The sequence below is a fragment of the Prochlorococcus marinus str. MIT 9314 genome (assembly GCF_000760035.1).
Classification (GTDB): domain Bacteria; phylum Cyanobacteriota; class Cyanobacteriia; order PCC-6307; family Cyanobiaceae; genus Prochlorococcus_A; species Prochlorococcus_A marinus_B.
In genome coordinates this window covers 119,392-137,555 of the sequence record NZ_JNAO01000012.1, presented here as the reverse complement: position 1 = coordinate 137,555, position 18,164 = coordinate 119,392, and the positions used below count along the sequence as shown (strand labels likewise).

At 32.4% G+C, this 18,164-nt stretch carries 20 protein-coding genes; 14 read left to right on the top strand and 6 right to left on the bottom strand.

Features of this window, described 5'->3' with window-relative positions; all coding sequences use genetic code 11:
* From EU98_RS02375 to miaA, 3 genes are all read right to left on the bottom strand, one after another.
* On the bottom strand, positions 1 to 987 hold the full coding sequence (locus EU98_RS02375; protein WP_032516141.1) for a GntR family transcriptional regulator: 987 nt from the start codon (positions 985 to 987) through the stop codon (positions 1 to 3).
* Positions 988 to 1,064: 77 nt separating this feature from the next.
* Positions 1,065 to 1,637 carry a translation initiation factor IF-3 gene (gene infC, locus EU98_RS02380; RefSeq protein ID WP_032516140.1) on the bottom strand — a complete coding sequence of 191 codons (573 nt, stop codon included), beginning with the start codon at positions 1,635 to 1,637 and terminating at the stop codon, positions 1,065 to 1,067.
* 53 nt (positions 1,638 to 1,690) lie between these two features.
* Positions 1,691 to 2,590: a tRNA (adenosine(37)-N6)-dimethylallyltransferase MiaA gene (gene miaA, locus EU98_RS02385; RefSeq protein ID WP_032516139.1), complete on the bottom strand. Its 900-nt coding sequence runs from the start codon at positions 2,588 to 2,590 to the stop codon at positions 1,691 to 1,693.
* A gap of 149 nt (positions 2,591 to 2,739) precedes the next feature.
* On the opposite strand from miaA, the gene gyrB reads away from it, so the two are divergent.
* From gyrB to EU98_RS02410, 6 genes are all read left to right on the top strand, one after another.
* A complete protein-coding gene (gene gyrB, locus EU98_RS02390) occupies positions 2,740 to 4,707 on the top strand; it encodes a DNA topoisomerase (ATP-hydrolyzing) subunit B (protein ID WP_032516138.1) in 1,968 nt (655 codons plus the stop codon).
* The gene (locus tag EU98_RS02395) at positions 4,704 to 5,033 is read left to right on the top strand and encodes a hypothetical protein (RefSeq protein WP_032516137.1); all 330 of its coding nucleotides are present in this window, start codon (positions 4,704 to 4,706) and stop codon (positions 5,031 to 5,033) included. Before gyrB ends, EU98_RS02395 begins: the two co-directional genes overlap by 4 nt.
* A gap of 3 nt (positions 5,034 to 5,036) precedes the next feature.
* The gene (locus EU98_RS09550; RefSeq protein WP_072165463.1) at positions 5,037 to 5,402 is read left to right on the top strand and encodes a fluoride efflux transporter FluC; all 366 of its coding nucleotides are present in this window, start codon (positions 5,037 to 5,039) and stop codon (positions 5,400 to 5,402) included.
* Position 5,403: 1 nt separating this feature from the next.
* Complete coding sequence (locus EU98_RS02400; protein ID WP_032516136.1) at positions 5,404 to 5,733, top strand: CrcB family protein; 330 nt, start codon at positions 5,404 to 5,406, stop codon at positions 5,731 to 5,733.
* A gap of 43 nt (positions 5,734 to 5,776) precedes the next feature.
* Positions 5,777 to 7,183, top strand: a complete 1,407-nt coding sequence (gene mgtE, locus EU98_RS02405; protein WP_032516135.1) for a magnesium transporter — start codon at positions 5,777 to 5,779, stop codon at positions 7,181 to 7,183.
* A 100-nt stretch (positions 7,184 to 7,283) separates the two neighbouring features.
* Entirely contained in the window at positions 7,284 to 8,285 is a 1,002-nt protein-coding gene (locus tag EU98_RS02410; protein WP_032516134.1) for an RpoD/SigA family RNA polymerase sigma factor, read from the top strand.
* Here EU98_RS02410 and EU98_RS02415 read toward each other — a convergent pair.
* Positions 8,270 to 9,184: an alpha/beta fold hydrolase gene (locus EU98_RS02415; protein WP_032516133.1), complete on the bottom strand. Its 915-nt coding sequence runs from the start codon at positions 9,182 to 9,184 to the stop codon at positions 8,270 to 8,272. The two genes, EU98_RS02410 and EU98_RS02415, sit on opposite strands and share 16 nt — an antisense overlap.
* 88 nt (positions 9,185 to 9,272) lie before the next feature.
* Between EU98_RS02415 and EU98_RS02420 the strand changes: the two genes are divergently transcribed.
* Positions 9,273 to 10,271, top strand: a complete 999-nt coding sequence (locus EU98_RS02420) for a carbohydrate kinase family protein (RefSeq protein WP_032516132.1) — start codon at positions 9,273 to 9,275, stop codon at positions 10,269 to 10,271.
* Here EU98_RS02420 and tsaE read toward each other — a convergent pair.
* Entirely contained in the window at positions 10,229 to 10,666 is a 438-nt protein-coding gene (gene tsaE / locus EU98_RS02425; RefSeq protein WP_032516131.1) for a tRNA (adenosine(37)-N6)-threonylcarbamoyltransferase complex ATPase subunit type 1 TsaE, read from the bottom strand. The two genes, EU98_RS02420 and tsaE, sit on opposite strands and share 43 nt — an antisense overlap.
* Positions 10,667 to 10,717: 51 nt before the next feature.
* Between tsaE and ahcY the strand changes: the two genes are divergently transcribed.
* Together ahcY and EU98_RS02435 are read left to right on the top strand one after the other, a co-directional pair.
* Positions 10,718 to 12,136 (top strand): adenosylhomocysteinase, encoded by a 1,419-nt coding sequence (ahcY, locus tag EU98_RS02430; RefSeq protein ID WP_032516130.1) that lies wholly within the window; start codon positions 10,718 to 10,720, stop codon positions 12,134 to 12,136.
* A gap of 2 nt (positions 12,137 to 12,138) precedes the next feature.
* Positions 12,139 to 12,792: a DedA family protein gene (locus EU98_RS02435; RefSeq protein WP_032516129.1), complete on the top strand. Its 654-nt coding sequence runs from the start codon at positions 12,139 to 12,141 to the stop codon at positions 12,790 to 12,792.
* 3 nt (positions 12,793 to 12,795) lie between these two features.
* Here the strand turns inward: EU98_RS02435 and EU98_RS02440 are convergent, their stop codons facing one another.
* Complete coding sequence (locus EU98_RS02440) at positions 12,796 to 13,167, bottom strand: single-stranded DNA-binding protein (protein WP_025938767.1); 372 nt, start codon at positions 13,165 to 13,167, stop codon at positions 12,796 to 12,798.
* Positions 13,168 to 13,299: 132 nt separating this feature from the next.
* On the opposite strand from EU98_RS02440, the gene EU98_RS02445 reads away from it, so the two are divergent.
* From EU98_RS02445 to lysS, 5 genes are all read left to right on the top strand, one after another.
* Positions 13,300 to 14,352 (top strand): rod shape-determining protein, encoded by a 1,053-nt coding sequence (locus EU98_RS02445; RefSeq protein WP_011819234.1) that lies wholly within the window; start codon positions 13,300 to 13,302, stop codon positions 14,350 to 14,352.
* A 4-nt stretch (positions 14,353 to 14,356) separates the two neighbouring features.
* A complete protein-coding gene (gene mreC / locus EU98_RS02450) occupies positions 14,357 to 15,106 on the top strand; it encodes a rod shape-determining protein MreC (protein ID WP_032516128.1) in 750 nt (249 codons plus the stop codon).
* A complete protein-coding gene (locus tag EU98_RS02455; protein ID WP_032516231.1) occupies positions 15,106 to 15,624 on the top strand; it encodes a hypothetical protein in 519 nt (172 codons plus the stop codon). Before mreC ends, EU98_RS02455 begins: the two co-directional genes overlap by 1 nt.
* A gap of 177 nt (positions 15,625 to 15,801) precedes the next feature.
* Positions 15,802 to 16,548: a response regulator transcription factor RpaB gene (gene rpaB, locus EU98_RS02460; RefSeq protein ID WP_032516127.1), complete on the top strand. Its 747-nt coding sequence runs from the start codon at positions 15,802 to 15,804 to the stop codon at positions 16,546 to 16,548.
* A gap of 50 nt (positions 16,549 to 16,598) precedes the next feature.
* Complete coding sequence (gene lysS / locus EU98_RS02465; RefSeq protein WP_032516126.1) at positions 16,599 to 18,137, top strand: lysine--tRNA ligase; 1,539 nt, start codon at positions 16,599 to 16,601, stop codon at positions 18,135 to 18,137.
* Positions 18,138 to 18,164 lie beyond the last annotated feature (27 nt).

The following is an 18,164-nucleotide window of genomic DNA, read 5'->3' as shown; positions in this document are numbered from 1 at the left end:
TTAATTAATAACTCCTATTTCTTTTTTTAATTGATTTATTGTTTCGATACTTAAATAATTTTTAGCACATATTATTTGAGGTAATCTCATTAACTGAGAACGATTTTTTAATAATGTGTTTTCTACAACTGATAAACTCGGTCCATCACACACTATATGGTTTGAAGCCTTTAAAAGTGAGAGTAATCTACTGTTATTATCTGAGATTGCCGTCATTAGCATTAATTCGCTGCCACGCATGCTATGTATAATGACTTCTGCTGCTCTCAATAAACCAGGACTTATGCTAACAATACCTACACAACTTCCAGCATTTAATTCCTTGAGAATTTTTAATTCCTTTTGAAAGTCGCTCAAGTCAACTGAAATTGCGCGAACTCCATGTTTCTTAGCAACTTTTTCTAGGGGCTGTAAAAAATATCTACTTGTGACAATCGTACCATTATTTGAATTACTCAAAACTTTTTCTAATTCTTCCATAGGAACAACTTCTACTGGTACATTAACTGTTTTAGAAAGGTCTTCTGCTATTAACATAGAAGCTCCAATATCTTCTCTAGGAGTACTGACTATGATTCTTGATCCGCACTTTATACGCCAATCAATTTCATTGGTCAAAATCTCTCTCGTCTCTTGTAAAGAGAATCCAAGACTTATTAAGTTGTCAATAACCTTCTTTGCTTCTTGATCAGGAACCTTACTTATTTTATCTTTTGAGTAAAGTGATTTTGTGAATTCTCTTTTAGTAAGATTATCTCTTACGTAGATACCTGATCCAGCTATTGCTTCAACAACTCCATCTATTTCCAGTTGTCTGTAAACTTTGCTTATAGTATTCCGATGGAGTCCAGTCTGCATTGCAAGTTGCCTTGTACTTGGAAGCCTGTGTCCGGGAGGATAATGTCTTGCTGCAATTGCGAAACAAATTTGATTAATTAGTTGAGTAGATGCCGGAATATCACTTTCTTGTTGAATATGGAATCTCACTTTAGAAAAATCCTGACTAATTTAATTTTTGATATAGTGACACTTTAACATTCGTCATATTTTTTAATAGCAATTTATCATCCATCATCTTTTTTAATAAGAGGAGTTTTGCGAGGGCTTAAAAACATAATCATGTTTCTACCTTCTCTTTTTGGTTTTTGTTGAACTTCTGACTGCTCTTCTAAATCATTAGCCATTTTTAAGAGAAGTGTCTCAGCTAAATTTGAGTGTTGAATTTCTCTTCCCCTAAAAATTACAGTGCATTTTACCTTATCTCCTGACTTTAGAAACTTAGTCGCTTGACCAATTCGAACATCATAATCATGCTTGTCAATTTTATACCTCATTTTTACTTCTTTAACTTCTGTTTGATGAGATTTTTTCCTTGCTTCTTTAGCTTTCTTTTCTTGTTCAAATTTATATTTACCGTAGTCCATGATTCTACAAACAGGAGGACTTGCTTTTTCGCTCACCAAAACTAAATCAAGTTCTCTTTGAGATGCTATTTCTAATGCTTTTAATCTATCTATGACGCCTAATTGTTTTCCATCTGAATCAACGACTCTCAATTGAGGGTATTTTATTCTTTCATTTATATTTGGTAGCTCTCTAACTGGAGCTCGTCGGTCAAAGCGTGGGCGTGGGGGCATTCAGTTAATTAAATAAATTGATTGGATGATGAACAAAATCTATTTTTATAAAGTTAGCTTAAAAAAGACTCTATTTTAATTATTGCATCTTTTAGTAGGTTTTTGTTATTAAGCCAAAGAGGATTATTTTTATTACGAAACCAAGTTTTTTGTCTTTTGGCAAATTGGATTGTTTTTGTCGCAGTTAACTCAATCGCTTTGTCAATTGTTGAACGATTATTTAAAACATCCTTAGCTTCTCGATAACCAATGGTTTCTAATATTGGCAAATCAAATCCGTAATTAGAGATCAGTTGTTTTGTCTCCTCAATAATTCCAGATGAAAACATATTTTTTGTTCTTTGAAAAATTCTTTCTTTTAAATTTTCTCTATCTAATCCAAGCTCTAGGATTTTCCAGTGAGGCGGTTTTTGAACTTTTAGAGTTGACATAGGTTTACCTGTTACGTAGAAGACTTCTAAAGCTCTTATTGTTCTAATGTGGTCAGCAAAATTGATTTTTTTTGTTGATAATGGATCACAATTTTTTAACAGGTCCCAACATTTTTCCTGACCAAGTTCTTCTAATTGTTTTCTAAAATTATTTTGAGGCGGGACATCTGGTACAAAAAATCCTTTTGTTATTGAATTCATATATAATCCACTACCTCCAACAAGAAAAGGTAGGTTATCTCGTTTAATTTCTTCTTTAATAGATTGTTGAGCAATTTCTTGAAATTGTTTTACATTAATTGGGTTGGTTGGTTCTTCAATATCTATTAAAAAATGCTTTATTTTTTTTTGTTGGATTTTAGATGGTTTGGCTGTTCCAATATCCATGGACTTATAAATTTGCCTTGAATCGATATTGTGTATATGAGTTTTAAAATATTCTGCAATTTCAATAGCTAGTTCTGTTTTGCCACTTGCAGTAGGCCCAATTAAAATTATTACATGAGGAAGATACGAAGACATATGAATTTCTGAAGAAAAAAATATTAGTTATATAATTAAAGTAATTAAATTTTTCATTGACTTCGAGCCTTTATCTTATTGCGGTGGTAAGTTTAATGAAATACCTTTTAAAATTGACATTTTAAAAGTCTAATATTTTCTTATATTAAATGAGTGAGGACAAAAGATCTAATAAAATCTCAAATGATTATGGCGCGGAACAGATACAGGTTTTAGAGGGGTTAGAACCAGTTCGTAAACGCCCCGGGATGTATATAGGTTCAACAGGACCTAGGGGATTACACCATTTAGTATATGAGGTAGTTGATAACTCGGTTGATGAGGCACTTGCAGGACATTGTGATCACATAGAAATAGTTCTTCGAGCAGATGGCTCTGCTTTGATTTCTGATAATGGACGAGGTATTCCAACAGATATTCATCCAAGAACAGGGAAAAGTGCCTTAGAAACTGTATTAACTGTTCTTCATGCAGGAGGTAAATTCGGAAGTGGTGGTTATAAAGTTTCAGGGGGTTTGCATGGGGTAGGAATATCTGTAGTTAATGCTCTAAGCGAATGGGTTAATGTGACTGTTTATAGGGATGGAAGCGAATTTAATCAAAGATTTGAAAAAGGTGTATCAAAGGGTGAATTGGAAACTAAAAAGCAGACTGGCAAACCATCTAAGAAAGGAACAACTATTTGCTTTAAACCCGACAAAACAATTTTTTCTGGAGGAATTGAATTTGAATATGCTCTTCTTTCATCTAGATTAAGGGAGCTAGCTTATCTAAATGGCGGAGTAAAAATTGTTTTTAGAGATGAAAGAGATCGTTTATCAGATGGTTCTTTTAAAGAAGAAATTTATTTGTATCAAGGAGGTATTAAAGAATATGTTGAATACATGAATGCTGAAAAAGATTCTATTCATCCTGAAATAATTTATGTTGACTCACAGAAAGAAAATGTATATGTAGAAGCAGCTTTGCAATGGTGTTCAGATGTATATTCAGATAATATTTTAGGATTTGCAAATAATATTAGAACTATTGATGGAGGAACTCATATTGAAGGATTAAAAACAGTTTTGACAAGAACTTTCAATAATCTTGCAAAAAAGAGAGGCAAAAGAAAAGATATTGAAAAAAATTTAGCTGGCGAAAATATTAGAGAGGGTTTGACTGTTGTTTTATCAGTAAAAGTTCCAGATCCCGAATTTGAAGGGCAAACAAAAACAAAATTAGGAAATACTGAAGTACGGGGAATTGTTGATTCTCTCATTGGGGAGGCTCTCACAAAATATATGGAATTCAATCCTGGAATTTTGGACTTGATTCTTGAAAAAGCAATTCAATCATTTAATGCAGCAGAAGCTGCGAGAAGGGCTAGAGAATTAGTAAGAAGAAAAAGTGTTCTAGAAAGTTCTACATTACCGGGTAAATTAGCAGATTGTAGTTCTAGAGATCCCTCAGAATCAGAAATTTATATAGTTGAAGGAGATTCAGCTGGCGGCTCAGCAAAACAAGGACGAGATAGGAATTTTCAGGCTATTTTGCCTCTCAGGGGTAAAATTCTCAATATTGAAAAAACTGACGATACCAAAATTTATAAAAACACAGAAATACAGTCATTAATAACAGCTCTAGGATTAGGAATAAAAGGAGAGGACTTTGACCAGAGCGCTTTGAGATATCATAGAGTTGTAATTATGACAGATGCTGATGTTGACGGTGCTCATATAAGAACATTATTACTGACATTTTTTTACAGATACCAAAGAGAACTTGTTGAAAAAGGTTTTATATACATTGCTTGTCCCCCTCTTTATAAAGTTGAAAGAGGTAAGAATCATAATTACTGTTATAACGAGAATCAATTAAAGGATACAATTCAAGGTTTTGGAGAAAATGCAAATTATAATATTCAAAGATTTAAGGGACTAGGAGAGATGATGCCAAAACAATTATGGGATACAACAATGAATCCTCAAACGAGGATGATGAAAAGGGTTGAAATCGAAGATGCACTTGAAGCTGACAGAATATTCAATATATTAATGGGAGATAAAGTTGCACCAAGAAGAGAATTTATTGAAACACATAGTAGCAATTTAGATATGGCAACTTTAGACATATGATTAATAATGTTCTAAAGAATTTTTGTTTAATTACTTTTGCATTAATCGCTCCAATAACATTACCTGCCGGTGGGATCCAAAAAAGTTTAAAGCAAAATAAGTTCCCTGATAATATAAATGAAATTATTTTGAGTACCAATACTTCTCTTTATTCTTGTCCTGAAATTTATGCCAAGGAATTGTTAGTTCTTGATGTAGGTACAACTTTGTCAGTATTACGTAATTGGAAAGTCAGCAAAAATGAAAATTGGGTGAGGGTTGAATTAGCTTCTAATAAATTTTTAGATAATCCTAATAAGATTTTAAAAGGCTGGATAAAAATGTAAATTTTGAAGTTTATTTCAATAAGTATAATTTTACTCGGAAGTACTTTTGGATTAATACTGAGAATATTCATACAAAATAATTTTAAAGAAAAAATAGGTTTTGATATTGACCATACTTCAATAGTAAATTTTATATCATCTTTTTTGCTGGGAATTTTAGTGGCTTTAAACTTTTTTAATAACGAAATATTAATATTATTTTATAGTGGTTTTTTAGGATGTTTTAGTACATATTCTTCATTTATATATCAATTATTTATTTTATTTAAAAAGAAAAAATTTCTAAGATTATTTTCACATTACATTGTAGTGATAATTTTTTCATTCCTGCTTTTTTATTTCGGTTATTTTCTTATCCAGTTTTTTTAAAGTGAAAATAAATAATTTTATTTATATTCTTTTGGCTGCTTACCTAGCTACTTTTTTAAGATTATTTATAGATAATAATTTTTTTATTTCAATAATTGGATCATTTTTAGTGGGTTTTTTTATAAGAAGAAGATTAAGTTATTCAACTAAAAAAATTTTATTGAGTGGTTTTTTTTCTTGCTTTACATCGTTTAGCGGATTTATATATTTTTTGTACACAATTTTAAAACAAGGAGATTGGATAAAATTTATAATTTTTTTTAATTTAATCATCATCGTAAATTTATTCATAATGCTTTTCGGATTCTGGATAAGTAGAAAAATTACTTAGATTTCTTATAATAGTTTTGTTACTTTGATAAGGGATTATATTTATGAATGAAAATAATCTTGAGACAGTTACATCGTTATCTGCAGATTTAAATACAAGAGAAAATATTACTATTCAACTTGAGGAATTGCTCATCACGGGAAACTATGATGAGGCGAAGTTACTTTTAGAGCCTTCCCAACCTGTTGATATTGCAGATGCTATTGGAAGCCTTCCACTAATATTGCAGGCATTAGCATTTCGATTATTAAAGAAAAATGAAGCAATTGAGGTTTATGAAAATTTAGATCCAGTAGTTCAGCAAACTTTATTAGAAAGACTTCGTTCAGGAGAAGTTTTAGAAATCGTTGAAAAAATGTCTCCTGATGATAGGGTTCAACTCTTTGATGAATTACCTGCAAAAGTTGTACGAAAATTTTTATCTGCTCTTAGTCCTGGTGAAAGGAGAGTAACAGCTGAATTACTTGGATATGAGCCTGAAACTGCCGGAAGATTAATGACAACTGAATTTATAGATCTTAAAGAGATGCAAACAGCAGCTGAAGCTCTTTCTCTAGTGAGAAAAAGAGCCCCATTTACTGAAACTATTTATAGCTTATATGTTACAGATAAAGAAAGACATTTAACTGGTATTCTCTCTTTAAGAGACCTTGTAACTGCTGATCCTTCTAAGCCAATTGGAGAGGTTATGACAAGAGACGTAGTTAATATCGCTACTAATACGAATCAAGAAGAGGTTGCTAGAGCAATACAAAGATATGATTTTTTAGCTCTCCCAGTCGTTGATAAGGAAAAAAGACTTGTTGGTATAGTGACCGTTGATGATTTAATTGACGTCATAGAACAAGAGGCAACAAGAGATATTTATGCGGCGGGGGCAGTACAATCTGGAGATGAAGATGATTATTTTCAAAGCAGTTTGTTTACGATTACTCGAAGAAGAATTGTATGGTTGTTAATTTTGGTTTTCGCAAATGGTTTAACGACAAAAGTTATAGCTATGAATGATCAAATATTAAAAGAAATAGTTTTATTAGCTGCATTTATTCCGCTACTAATAGGAACTGGGGGGAATGTTGGCGCTCAAAGTTCAACGGTTGTAATTCGAGGTTTAAGTACTCAAAAACTGAAGTCTCTTGGTGCAATTAAGGCAGTTTTTAAGGAGGCAATTACAGGCGCTCTTTTAGGCGTTTTTATGATGCTTGTAGTATTTCCCTTTGCTTGGTGGCAAGGAGAAGGACCTTTAATTGCCTCTGCGGTTGGAATAAGTTTGATATCCATAACAACTCTTGCTGCTACAACAGGAGCGATCCTCCCTTTGTTGTTTGACAGAATGAAATTGGATCCAGCCTTAATGTCCTCCCCTTTCATTACAACCGTAACTGATATAGCAGGTGTATTTATTTATCTCAGCACAGCAAAATGGCTATTAAGTTCTTCATTAGTCTAAAATCAGTAGGTATTTATTCTCATTTTTGTAAAATTGTGGATTTTTTTGTTTAACTTTACATTTCTTAATGGTATTGTTTACAAAACAACATCCAATCTTCATGTCTTCTGAAACAATAAGTGAAAATAAACTAGCGACAATCGCATCTATAAAAGCAAGTAATGATGTAGATCTTGTTCGATCATACTTGAGGGATATAGGAAGAGTTCCGTTACTATCGCATGAACAAGAAATTACCCTAGGTCGCCAAGTTCAAGAGTACATGGAAGTTGAAAGAGCAGAATTAGAAATTATTGAATTAACAGGAGATAAGCCTAGTATTGATGAATTATCGACCAAATTGAACTTATCTACTTCCATAATTAAAAAAAGACAGAGAGCTGGACAGAGAGCTAAAGAAAGAATGGTTGCAGCAAATTTAAGATTGGTAGTAAGCGTTGCAAAAAAATATACAAAAAGAAATATGGAACTTTTAGATTTGATTCAGGAGGGAACTATTGGACTAGTCAGGGGAGTTGAAAAATTTGATCCAGCAAGAGGATATAAGTTTTCAACATATGCATACTGGTGGATTAGACAAGGAATTACAAGAGCAATAGCTGAAAAAAGTCGAGCGATCAGGCTACCAATTCACATTACTGAAATGTTGAATAAGTTAAAAAAAGGGCAGAGAGAGCTCAGTCAAGAAATGTCTAGAACTCCAACTGTAACTGAACTTGCTAAGTACGTAGAGCTTCCTGAAGATGATGTGAAAGATTTGATGTGCAAAGCTGGGCAGCCAGTCAGTCTTGAAACCAAGGTTGGCGATGGTGAAGATACTGTTTTATTAGATTTACTTGCGGGGGGCGAGGATTTGCCAGATGAACAAATAGAGATGGATTGTATGAGAGGTGATCTACATTCTCTTTTACATCAATTGCCTGATCTGCAATGTAGAGTTTTAAGAATGAGATACGGAATGGATGGTGATGAGCCAATGTCTCTTACAGGTATAGGAAGAGTACTAGGGATAAGTAGAGATCGAGTAAGAAATCTTGAACGAGATGGATTAAGAGGCTTGAGAAGACTTAGTGATAATGTAGAAGCTTACTTTGTTTCTTGAATAAATTCATTCATTAACTGATTTGTCTTTTCAGGTTCTTCATCATGAGGACAATGACCAGCCCCCTTTATAATGTCTAATCTTTTAATATTCCTGAATTTGTTTTTCCACTGTCTTGCTTCATTTAAAGATTCCCAAGGATCTTTTTCTCCCCAAATCAGTTGTATTGGAGCATCAAGTTTATCGAAAAGGTCAGTAGCGAGATAGTCATCAAATAAGTTAATAAAACCACGAAATGCTTCTTTTGAGTTTTTCCTTTGAGAGGGGTGATAAAGTATGTCAATCAATTCTTTATCAATATTTTTTCCTGTAGGGTAAGCTTGTTCAAGTATTTTCTTAATAACTTTTGGATTAGCAGCTCTTGTAAAAAGTGTATTGCTAATTACTCTTTGTCTGACTATCGTTTTAAGGACGGGTCGCAGTAGATTCATTAAAATATCACTTTTTTTTAAACGTTTATCATCCATAGTTCTTTGTGCACAATCAATCAAAATAACACCTTTGCAATCATCTTTGAGAATTTCAGCAGCTTTTAATGCAATAACACCGCCAATGGAATTTCCTACTAAGTAAACGGGAGATTTAATTACCTCTGCACAAAATGTGGATATTTGATTACCCCATAATTCAAATGAATATTTAATTGAGTTTTCTTTAACGCGTTCGTAGGCTAATAAAGAACTAGGCTGACTGCTTTTTCCAAATCCTAATAAGTCAATTGCGTAGCAGTTAGAAAATTTCCCAAGAAAATCTTGATTATGTCTCCAATGGTTTTTTGATGCCCCAAATCCATGAACTAATAAAATTTTAATTTTTTTTTCAGTATAAGATTCTTTTGATAAAGACCAAGAAATTTCCCAATTTTTCCAGTTCCAAGTTTCAGATTTATTTAAAGACACTTTTAATATGTTTTAATTAAACTTTAATTCAAAAAAAAATAATTCGTTTTTAATAAATTATTCTTATTTAAGAAAAAGCGTTCATTTTATGCAAAAGAAAAAGGTCATATGTATTGGAGAGGCTTTAATAGACAGAATCAGAAATAAGTCAAATCAAGAATTTACAGATTTTTTGGGTGGTGCGCCGGCTAATGTTGCTTGTGCATTAAGAAAATTAAAAATAGATTCAATATTTATAGGAAGTTTGGGTAATGATGATTATGGAAAAAAATTTATTAGGCAATTTAATGAATTGGAAGTTAATTTGGATTTTTTGCAATTAGATAATGATTCATCTACTCGCGTCGTTAATGTAGATAGAGATCAATTTGGAGATCGTTTTTTTTCAGGCTTTGAGAAAAGTCCTCATTCATGCTTTGCAGATGAAGTTCTTAGTAAGAAATTAATCCAAAAAGAAATTTTAAATTTGGAGGAATCTTTTCTAGAAACAAAATATTTGGTTACCGGAACGATCTTGTTATCATCTCCAATATCAGCAGAGACCATTTTTTTTATTCTTGAACAGGCTAAAAAATTTGAAGTCAAAATAGTTATTGATTTGAATTGGAGAGAGGTCTTTTGGGATAATTCAAGTTTTTCATCAGAAATTTCTAAAGCTGCGAGAGTTAATTTAATTAAAAATTTTTTAAATCATGCAAATGTTTTAAAACTTGCCAAGGAAGAAGCAACATTATTTTTTGAGGATGATAATCCCTTGCGAGTATCTCAACAATTGTCTAATAGACCAGATGTAATAATAACTGACGGAAAGAACCCCGTTGAGTGGTATATCAGTGGATTGCAGGGAATTACCGAAACTCCTTCTTCTCAAAAAATTGTTGATACAACTGGCGCAGGCGATGCTTTTCTGGCTGGCTTAATTTCAAAATTGATATCTTCTGACTATCCTTCAAATTCACTAGAGATAGAAGATTACATTAAGTTCGCAAGTGTTTGTGGGTTATTAACTTGTCTTGGTGAAGGCGCCATCGAGCAACAGCCATATTATGATAGTGTTAATAAATTTTTGGGATCTCTTATTTCGTAGTGTCTTCCATAACTTTTTGCGTAACTAATTTGTATTTTCCAGAAATTATCAATAACTGGTTCTATTAATTCTGGCCATTCAATAACTAAAATAGCTTGTTTTTGTATTGCCTCTTCTTCTTCTGAAAAAAAAACTTCTTTTGCTAAAGAATTATTTTCTAACCTGTATAAATCAAGGTGAATTAGCGGAATTTTTCCTGAGTTATAGTGATGCGATAAGGCAAATGTAGGGCTTGTAATGTCCTCAGAGATTGATAAGCCTTTAGCAATCCCTTGAACAAATGAAGTTTTCCCAGCCCCAATTGGACCCTGTAATAAGACAATTGATTGGGGGTTTAATTTGTGTGAGAGTTTTTTTCCTAAATTTAAAGTCTCTTTTAAATTCTTAACAAACACAAAATGACGGAAAAATCATTTATAGTTTAGTAGAAAAAGTATTTACTAGATATGGTTATCGCAAATTCAGTTAAAACCTCCACTCCTAATTATGTAATCGCTGATATCTCTTTATCGGATTTTGGTCGTAAAGAAATTAAAATTGCCGAAACAGAAATGCCTGGATTAATGGCACTTAGAGATAAATATCAATCTGACAAACCATTAAAAGGTGCAAAAATAGCTGGAAGCCTTCATATGACTATTCAGACAGCAGTCTTAATAGAAACTCTTGTTGATCTTGGTGCAGAAGTGAAATGGGCTTCATGCAATATTTTTTCAACTCAAGATCATGCGGCTGCAGCAATAGCAGATCAAGGAATTTCTGTATATGCAAAAAAAGGCGAGACGCTTGATGAATATTGGCAATATACCCACTACATCCTTGATTGGGGTTCAGAATCTCCAAATATGATTCTTGACGATGGAGGAGATGCAACTGGCTTATTAATACTTGGTAGTAAAGCAGAAAAAGATTTATCTGTTTTAGATAATCCTGGTAATGAAGAGGAAATTGCTTTATTCAATTCCATTAAGTCTAAGTTGAAATTTGATAGTGACTTCTATTCTAGAATTAAGAGTAATATCATTGGAGTAACTGAAGAAACTACAACGGGAGTTGCGAGACTTTATCAATTGCAAAAGCAAAATGCTTTACCATTCCCTGCTATTAACGTTAATGATTCAGTAACTAAGAGCAAATTTGATAATTTATATGGCTGTCGAGAATCTTTAGTTGATAGCATAAAGCGTGCAACTGACGTAATGATTGCTGGAAAGGTCGCTCTAGTAATGGGTTTTGGAGATGTAGGTAAGGGTTCAGCCCAGTCATTGCGTGGACTTGGTGCAATCGTAAAAGTTGCTGAAGTTGATCCAATTTGTGCTCTTCAAGCAGCAATGGAAGGTTTTAGCGTTGTTACGCTAGATGATGTTGTGAAAGATATAGATATTTTTGTTACGGCTACTGGTAATTATCAGGTAATTACTCATGAAAATCTTCTAAAGATGAAGAATGAGGCCATTGTTTGTAATATTGGACATTTCGATAATGAAATTGATGTAGCTTCATTAAAAAATTATGAATGGGAAAATATTAAGCCGCAAGTTGATCACATAACTCTACCAAGTGGAAATAAAATTATTCTTTTAGCTGAAGGTAGATTAGTAAATTTAGGATGTGCCACTGGCCACCCAAGCTTTGTTATGAGTAATTCTTTTACTAATCAAGTATTAGCGCAAATCGAACTTTTTAATAAATCAGAGCAATATGCCAAAGAGGTTTATGTTTTACCAAAACACCTAGATGAAATGGTGGCTAGATTACATTTAGATAAAATTGGTGCGAAATTAACAAAATTAACTAAAGATCAGGCTGATTATATCAATGTCCCTATAGATGGACCTTACAAACCAGAACTTTATAGATACTAAGTTTGAGTTTAATTTTTTTAAATTTTCTTACTTCAATTCCTGATTACATCAGTTTAGCTGTTGAAAAAAATTCAACAATTGCATACCTTACTATTTGTTTGGCTATGTTTTTAGAAAATTTAATTCCTCCAATTCCTTCGGAAGTAATAATGCCATTGGGTGGTTTTTTTGTTTATCAACAAAAATTAAATTTCTATTTTTTAGTTTTTTGGGGATTACTTGGAACTATTTTAGGATCATTGCCTTGGTATTATTTAGGTAGATTAGTAAATGAAGAAAGACTTTCAAATTTTCTAGATAAAAAGGGAAAATATTTGGGTATTTCTTCTAATGATCTAAATAAAAGTAAAAGGTGGTTTGATAAATATGGGGTTTCTTTAGTTTTTTGGGGCCGATTAGTACCAGGCATAAGAACTTTAATTTCAGTTCCCGCTGGCATAGAACTTATGCCATTAAGAAAATTTTTGCTTTGGACTACATTCGGTAGCTTTATATGGGTAGCACTTCTAACTTATTCAGGCTATTTATTTGGTGAAAACTATCTAATCATTGAAACTTACTTAGATCAAATCAAAGTTGTTTTAAAGCCAATTTTAATTTTAGTTTTCTTATATTTTTTTATAAAAATACTTATTAGATTTTTGAAAAAAAAATAAAGCTTAGAAAGGAATTTCACTTGAATTATTGCTGTTGGAATATTGGTTATTATCAGACTCTTTTCGTGAGCCTAGTAAGTTTAATCTATCTACCCTAACAACTGGTTTATATCTATCTTCTCCAGTATTTTTATCTTTCCAACTATCAATTTTAAAGCTTCCTGTAATACCAATTAATGATCCTTTTTTCACATAATCTGCAGCGATTTGCGCTTGCTTGCCCCATATTTCTAAGTTAAACCAATCTGGTTCTTCATCTCTGCTTCTTCTGTTAACTGCAATTGTGAAATTGGCTACGATACTGCCTGATTCAAAATATCTGACATCTGGTTCACGTCCTGCTCTGCCAACAAGATTAATAGTGTTAATTTCCATAATTTTTTTTTTTTAATACTACTCATATTTCCAGGTTATGCTCAAAGTTTTACGTGCTATTCATAACTAAACGATAGAATTTCAAGAGCTTGGCAAAAAATAGATATATTATTTATAAAAAGTATTCTTATTGTGATTTTTAACAGATTTAAATTTTCTAGAGATATTGGCATAGATTTGGGAACGGCCAATACTCTTATACACGTATCAGGAAAAGGGGTTGTTTTACAAGAGCCTTCTGTTGTGGCTATGGATTTAGAAGAAGGTATTCCATTAGCTGTTGGTAAAGAAGCAAAGTTAATGCTTGGAAGAACTCCCGGCAATATAAGAGCAGTAAGACCACTAAGAGATGGGGTTATTGCAGATTTTGATGCTGCAGAACAAATGATAAAAACATTTATTCAAAAATGTAATGAAGGCAAGGGGATAGTAGCCCCAAGAATAGTGATTGGTATTCCAAGTGGAGTTACTAGTGTTGAGCGAAGAGCAGTAAGAGAAGCTGGATTAGCGGGAGCTAGAGAAGTTCATTTAATTGATGAACCTGTAGCAGCAGCAATAGGAGCATCATTACCAGTAACTGAGCCAATTGGAACAATGATTGTTGATATTGGTGGAGGCACTACTGAGGTTGCAGTATTAAGTTTAGGAGGAACTGTATTGAGTGAATCTGTTCGAATAGCAGGCGATGAAATAAATGAGTCAATTGCACTTTATCTTAAAAAAGTTCACAATTTAGTTGTTGGAGAGAGAACTGCAGAAGATATTAAGATTAAAATTGGATCTGCATTTCCAGATGATGATTTTGATAAAACTACTTTAGAGGTTAGAGGTTTACATCTTTTATCTGGTCTACCTAGGTCAGTCACTTTGACATCAGGAGAAATCAGAGAAGCCATGGCTGAAACACTCAGTAAAATAGTCGAAGCTGTAAAAAGAACTTTAGAGCGAACCCCCCCCGAACTGGCTGCAGACATAGTTGATAGGGGGATTATGCTTGCTGGTGGTGGAGCTTTAGTGAGAGGTATTAATGATTTATTGAGTGATGAAACAGGAATTTTTACTCACATAGCAGAAAACCCACTTCTTTGCGTAGTGAATGGTTGTGGAGAAGTATTAGATGATTTTAAAAAACTCAAAAGAGTTGTTGACACGCCAGAGTTTATAAGGAATGCCATAAGAGATTAATGTTATGTTAGGAACCCGACGAATTTCTACTAGTCGTTGGTGGCATAAAAAGAAAAATTGGTTATTTTTTGCAATTTTTTTATTTTTGGTTTTTGTAAGAATATCAAAAGGAGCATTCTATAAAGATTTTTTTTATTTTATTTCGAAACCTTTTTGGCCGGGTCAATTTCAAAAAGAAATTATTCTAAAGAGCATAGTTCAAGAGTCTTTAATAAACTTAAGTCTTCTTAAAAAGGATAATATAAGATTGCGTGAAATCTTATCTCTTCAACAATCTTCCGATAATGATAGTATTTCTGCGGCAGTTATTTCGAGAAAAACTGGAGGTTGGTGGAGACAAATAATTCTAAACAAAGGTTCAAAAGATGGCGTGGAAATTGGTAGTACTGTTACTGGCCCAGGTGGATTATTAGGAAGGGTAAATAATACTTCTTTATTTACTTCTTCGGTAACATTATTAACTTCTCCAGAAAGTAAATTAGGTGTATGGGTTGATAGAAGTCAAATTAATGGACTACTGGTTGGTTCAGGAGATAATTATCCTAACCTAATACTTTATTCAAAAGATGCTGATATTAAAGTAGGAGATTTTGTATCGTCTTCTCCTGCGAGTTCTTTATTACCTCCAAATATCCCTATTGGGATTATCCAATCTATAGATGAAACATTACAATCAAAAAAAACAGCAAAAATTTCACTTTTTGCAAATCCACAAGTAATTGATTGGGTGCAAATTTTGAAAGTAAATATTTAATGAATAAATTTCTTACAAAAAAATTATCTATAGTCAGCTTTGTTTTTATCCCAATTATTTTTTTGTGGCATCCTAATTGGCTTGGATTTTTAGGCGTTCAGCCATATTGGCCTTTATTTTGGTTGTTGCCTTGGTCAATGATTAATGGATCAATCAATGGATTAATATATGGTTTGTTTTTAGGTCTAATTTTAGATTCTCTGACTTTAGATAATAATTTTTCTCAAATACCAGGCTTAATTCTTTGTGGCGTTTTGTTTGGTCGAATTAAATTACATAGTGATATTTTGGTGGGACATTTTAGGTTTGGTTTGATTTGTTCTTTTGGAAGTTTTTTATGCGGGACTCTTTATCTTTTACAAATTTTGTTTAGAAATTTTTCTGAAAGTAATTCTTTAATGTTTATTCCCGGTGTTAAAAATATCTTATCTGAAGTTTTTTTAACAGGTTTTTTTGCTCCCTTTATTTGCTCCCAACTTTTAAGAATGTTTAAATTTTCAAGAAGAAAATTGCAGTAATAATTTTTGTCGAGAAGTAAAAAGTGTTTTAAAAAATTTATATTTTTAAATTATTGGAAATTTTTTAAACCTCAGGAATATCTCTATGAGGGTTCGTAATGTTATATTTTTAATTGTTAGAATAAAAATTCAATGCAATAGTTTTTGCTTTGAAATATCGATAAATCTTATTTAACTATGTCAAAAGCAAGAATTTTAGTTGTTGATGATGAACCAGCAGTTTTGAAGGTATTAGTTACGAGGCTTCAACTAGCTGGATATCAAGTTTATTCTGCTACTAACGGCGAAGAAGCTCTTGAATCTTTCCACAAGTATTCCCCAGACTTAATAGTTCTCGATGTTATGCTGCCAAAAATGGATGGATTTGCTGTTTGTAGAAGAATTAGGGCTGAATCAGTAGTACCAATTATATTTTTAACCGCTTTAGAGGCTATTTCAGAGAGAGTTGCAGGTTTGGATTTGGGGGCGGATGATTACTTATCTAAACCATTTAGCCCAAAAGAGTTGGAGGCTAGAATTGCAACTATTTTGAGAAGAATGGGTCCAGCTGTATCGGTTGCTGAAACTAAAGAAGTTCCTTCGGGCAAAGGAGTAATGAAGTTTGGAAGTTTAGTTGTTGATACTAATCGCAGACAAGTTTCTAGAGCTGGAGACAGAATTAGTTTAACTTATACTGAATTTAGTCTCCTAGAATTATTATTCGATGAGCCTGGTAAGGTTGTCCCGCGAGCAGAAATTTTAGAACAGCTTTGGGGATACCCTCCCCGTAGAGCTGCAGACTTAAGAGTTGTTGATGTATATGTTGCGAGATTAAGAGGTAAATTGGAACCAGATCCAAGAAATCCAGAACTAATATTAACAGTTAGAGGGATTGGTTACGCATCTCAGAGAGTTGGCGAAACGGCAACATCTTTGGCAAGTTGAGCCATAGTCTGATAATTTTATTAAATAAAACAAATAAATTAAAATAAATTTTGTCTGAAATAAAAGAAGCACGCTTACAAAAAGCTAATTCACTTGTTAGTAAAGGATTTGTTTCTTACGCACAAAATTTTAAGGTATCACATTCTATCAGTTTTCTTATTCAAGAATTTGATTATTTAGAAAATGGTCAGGAGGAAGATTTCAGTGTTTCGATTGCTGGTAGAGTAATGGCAAAAAGGGTAATGGGTAAAATTGCCTTTTTCACAATAAGCGATCAAGATAGTCAGATTCAGCTTTATTTAGATAAAAGAATTATTAATTTAAATTTAGAAAAACAAAAATTACTTTCTTTTGAAGATATCAAGGAAATCGTAGATATTGGAGATTGGATAGGCGTCTACGGAACTATTAAAAAAACTAATAAAGGTGAGCTTTCAATTAAAGTAGAAAAATGGGAAATGTTATCCAAATCATTACAACCTTTACCAGATAAATGGCATGGATTGACAGATATTGAAAAAAGATATAGGCAACGTTATCTAGATTTGATTGTGAATCCTTATTCTAAAAATGTATTCAAAACAAGAGCAAAATGTATAAGTTATATAAGAAAATGGCTAGAGAATAGAAATTTTTTAGAAATAGAGACTCCAATTCTGCAATCTGAAGCAGGTGGTGCTGAAGCAAGGCCATTTATAACTCATCACAATACATTAGATATTCCCCTGTATCTAAGAATAGCTACAGAATTACATTTAAAAAGAATGGTTGTTGGAGGATTTGAGAAAGTATATGAATTGGGCAGAATCTTTCGTAATGAGGGTATAAGTACAAGGCATAATCCAGAATTCACTTCAGTTGAAATTTATCAAGCTTTTTCTGATTATGTCGATATGATGGATTTAACAGAAGAACTGATAAAAGATATAGTAGCTGATTCATGTGGCTCTTTACTTATAAATTATCAAAATAAAGAAATTGATTTTTCTAAACCTTGGGTAAGAATATCCATGAAAGATATTGTTAAAAAATATACAGGGATTGATTTTGATTCTTTCAATGGAGACTTTCTAGCAGCAAAACAAGCCGTTAAAAATATAAATGTTGATCTCTCTAATAAAGTAAATACTATTGGAAGACTTTTAAATGAGGTCTTCGAGCAAAAAGTAGAATCAAAACTTATAGAACCCACTTTTGTTATGGATTATCCTGTTGAAATTTCTCCTTTAGCTAGGCCTCATCTTGAGAGTAAAGAAATAGTGCAGAGATTTGAACTATTTATTGTAGGTCGAGAGTTGGCAAATGCGTTTAGTGAGTTGATAGATCCAGTTGATCAAAGAGAAAGAATGCAATTACAGCAATCTCTTAGAGATGAAGGTGATCTTGAGGCTCATTGTATAGATGAAGATTTCTTGAATGCTTTGGAGATTGGTATGCCTCCTACTGGAGGATTAGGTATAGGCATTGATAGGTTAATTATGTTAATTACTAATAGCGCATCAATTAGAGATGTAATCCCTTTCCCATTGTTAAAACCAGAAATAACTTCCAAAAAAGGTGAAAAATTACCCTTGAATGAAGTAAAATAAGTTAATTAATCCAATACGAAATTTTTT

What these genes read in the sequence shown, in the direction of transcription:
- ahcY (WP_032516130.1), top strand. Translation starts at nt 10,718, where the DNA reads ATGGTTATCGCAAATTCAGTTAAAACCTCCACTCCTAATTATGTAATC.
- infC (WP_032516140.1), bottom strand. Translation starts at nt 1,637, where the DNA reads ATGCCCCCACGCCCACGCTTTGACCGACGAGCTCCAGTTAGAGAGCTA.
- rpaB (WP_032516127.1), top strand. Translation starts at nt 15,802, where the DNA reads ATGTCAAAAGCAAGAATTTTAGTTGTTGATGATGAACCAGCAGTTTTG.
- miaA (WP_032516139.1), bottom strand. Translation starts at nt 2,590, where the DNA reads ATGTCTTCGTATCTTCCTCATGTAATAATTTTAATTGGGCCTACTGCA.
- EU98_RS02440 (WP_025938767.1), bottom strand. Translation starts at nt 13,167, where the DNA reads ATGGAAATTAACACTATTAATCTTGTTGGCAGAGCAGGACGTGAACCA.
- mgtE (WP_032516135.1), top strand. Translation starts at nt 5,777, where the DNA reads ATGAATGAAAATAATCTTGAGACAGTTACATCGTTATCTGCAGATTTA.
- gyrB (WP_032516138.1), top strand. Translation starts at nt 2,740, where the DNA reads ATGAGTGAGGACAAAAGATCTAATAAAATCTCAAATGATTATGGCGCG.
- EU98_RS02395 (WP_032516137.1), top strand. Translation starts at nt 4,704, where the DNA reads ATGATTAATAATGTTCTAAAGAATTTTTGTTTAATTACTTTTGCATTA.
- mreC (WP_032516128.1), top strand. Translation starts at nt 14,357, where the DNA reads ATGTTAGGAACCCGACGAATTTCTACTAGTCGTTGGTGGCATAAAAAG.
- EU98_RS02455 (WP_032516231.1), top strand. Translation starts at nt 15,106, where the DNA reads ATGAATAAATTTCTTACAAAAAAATTATCTATAGTCAGCTTTGTTTTT.
- EU98_RS02410 (WP_032516134.1), top strand. Translation starts at nt 7,284, where the DNA reads ATGTCTTCTGAAACAATAAGTGAAAATAAACTAGCGACAATCGCATCT.
- EU98_RS02420 (WP_032516132.1), top strand. Translation starts at nt 9,273, where the DNA reads ATGCAAAAGAAAAAGGTCATATGTATTGGAGAGGCTTTAATAGACAGA.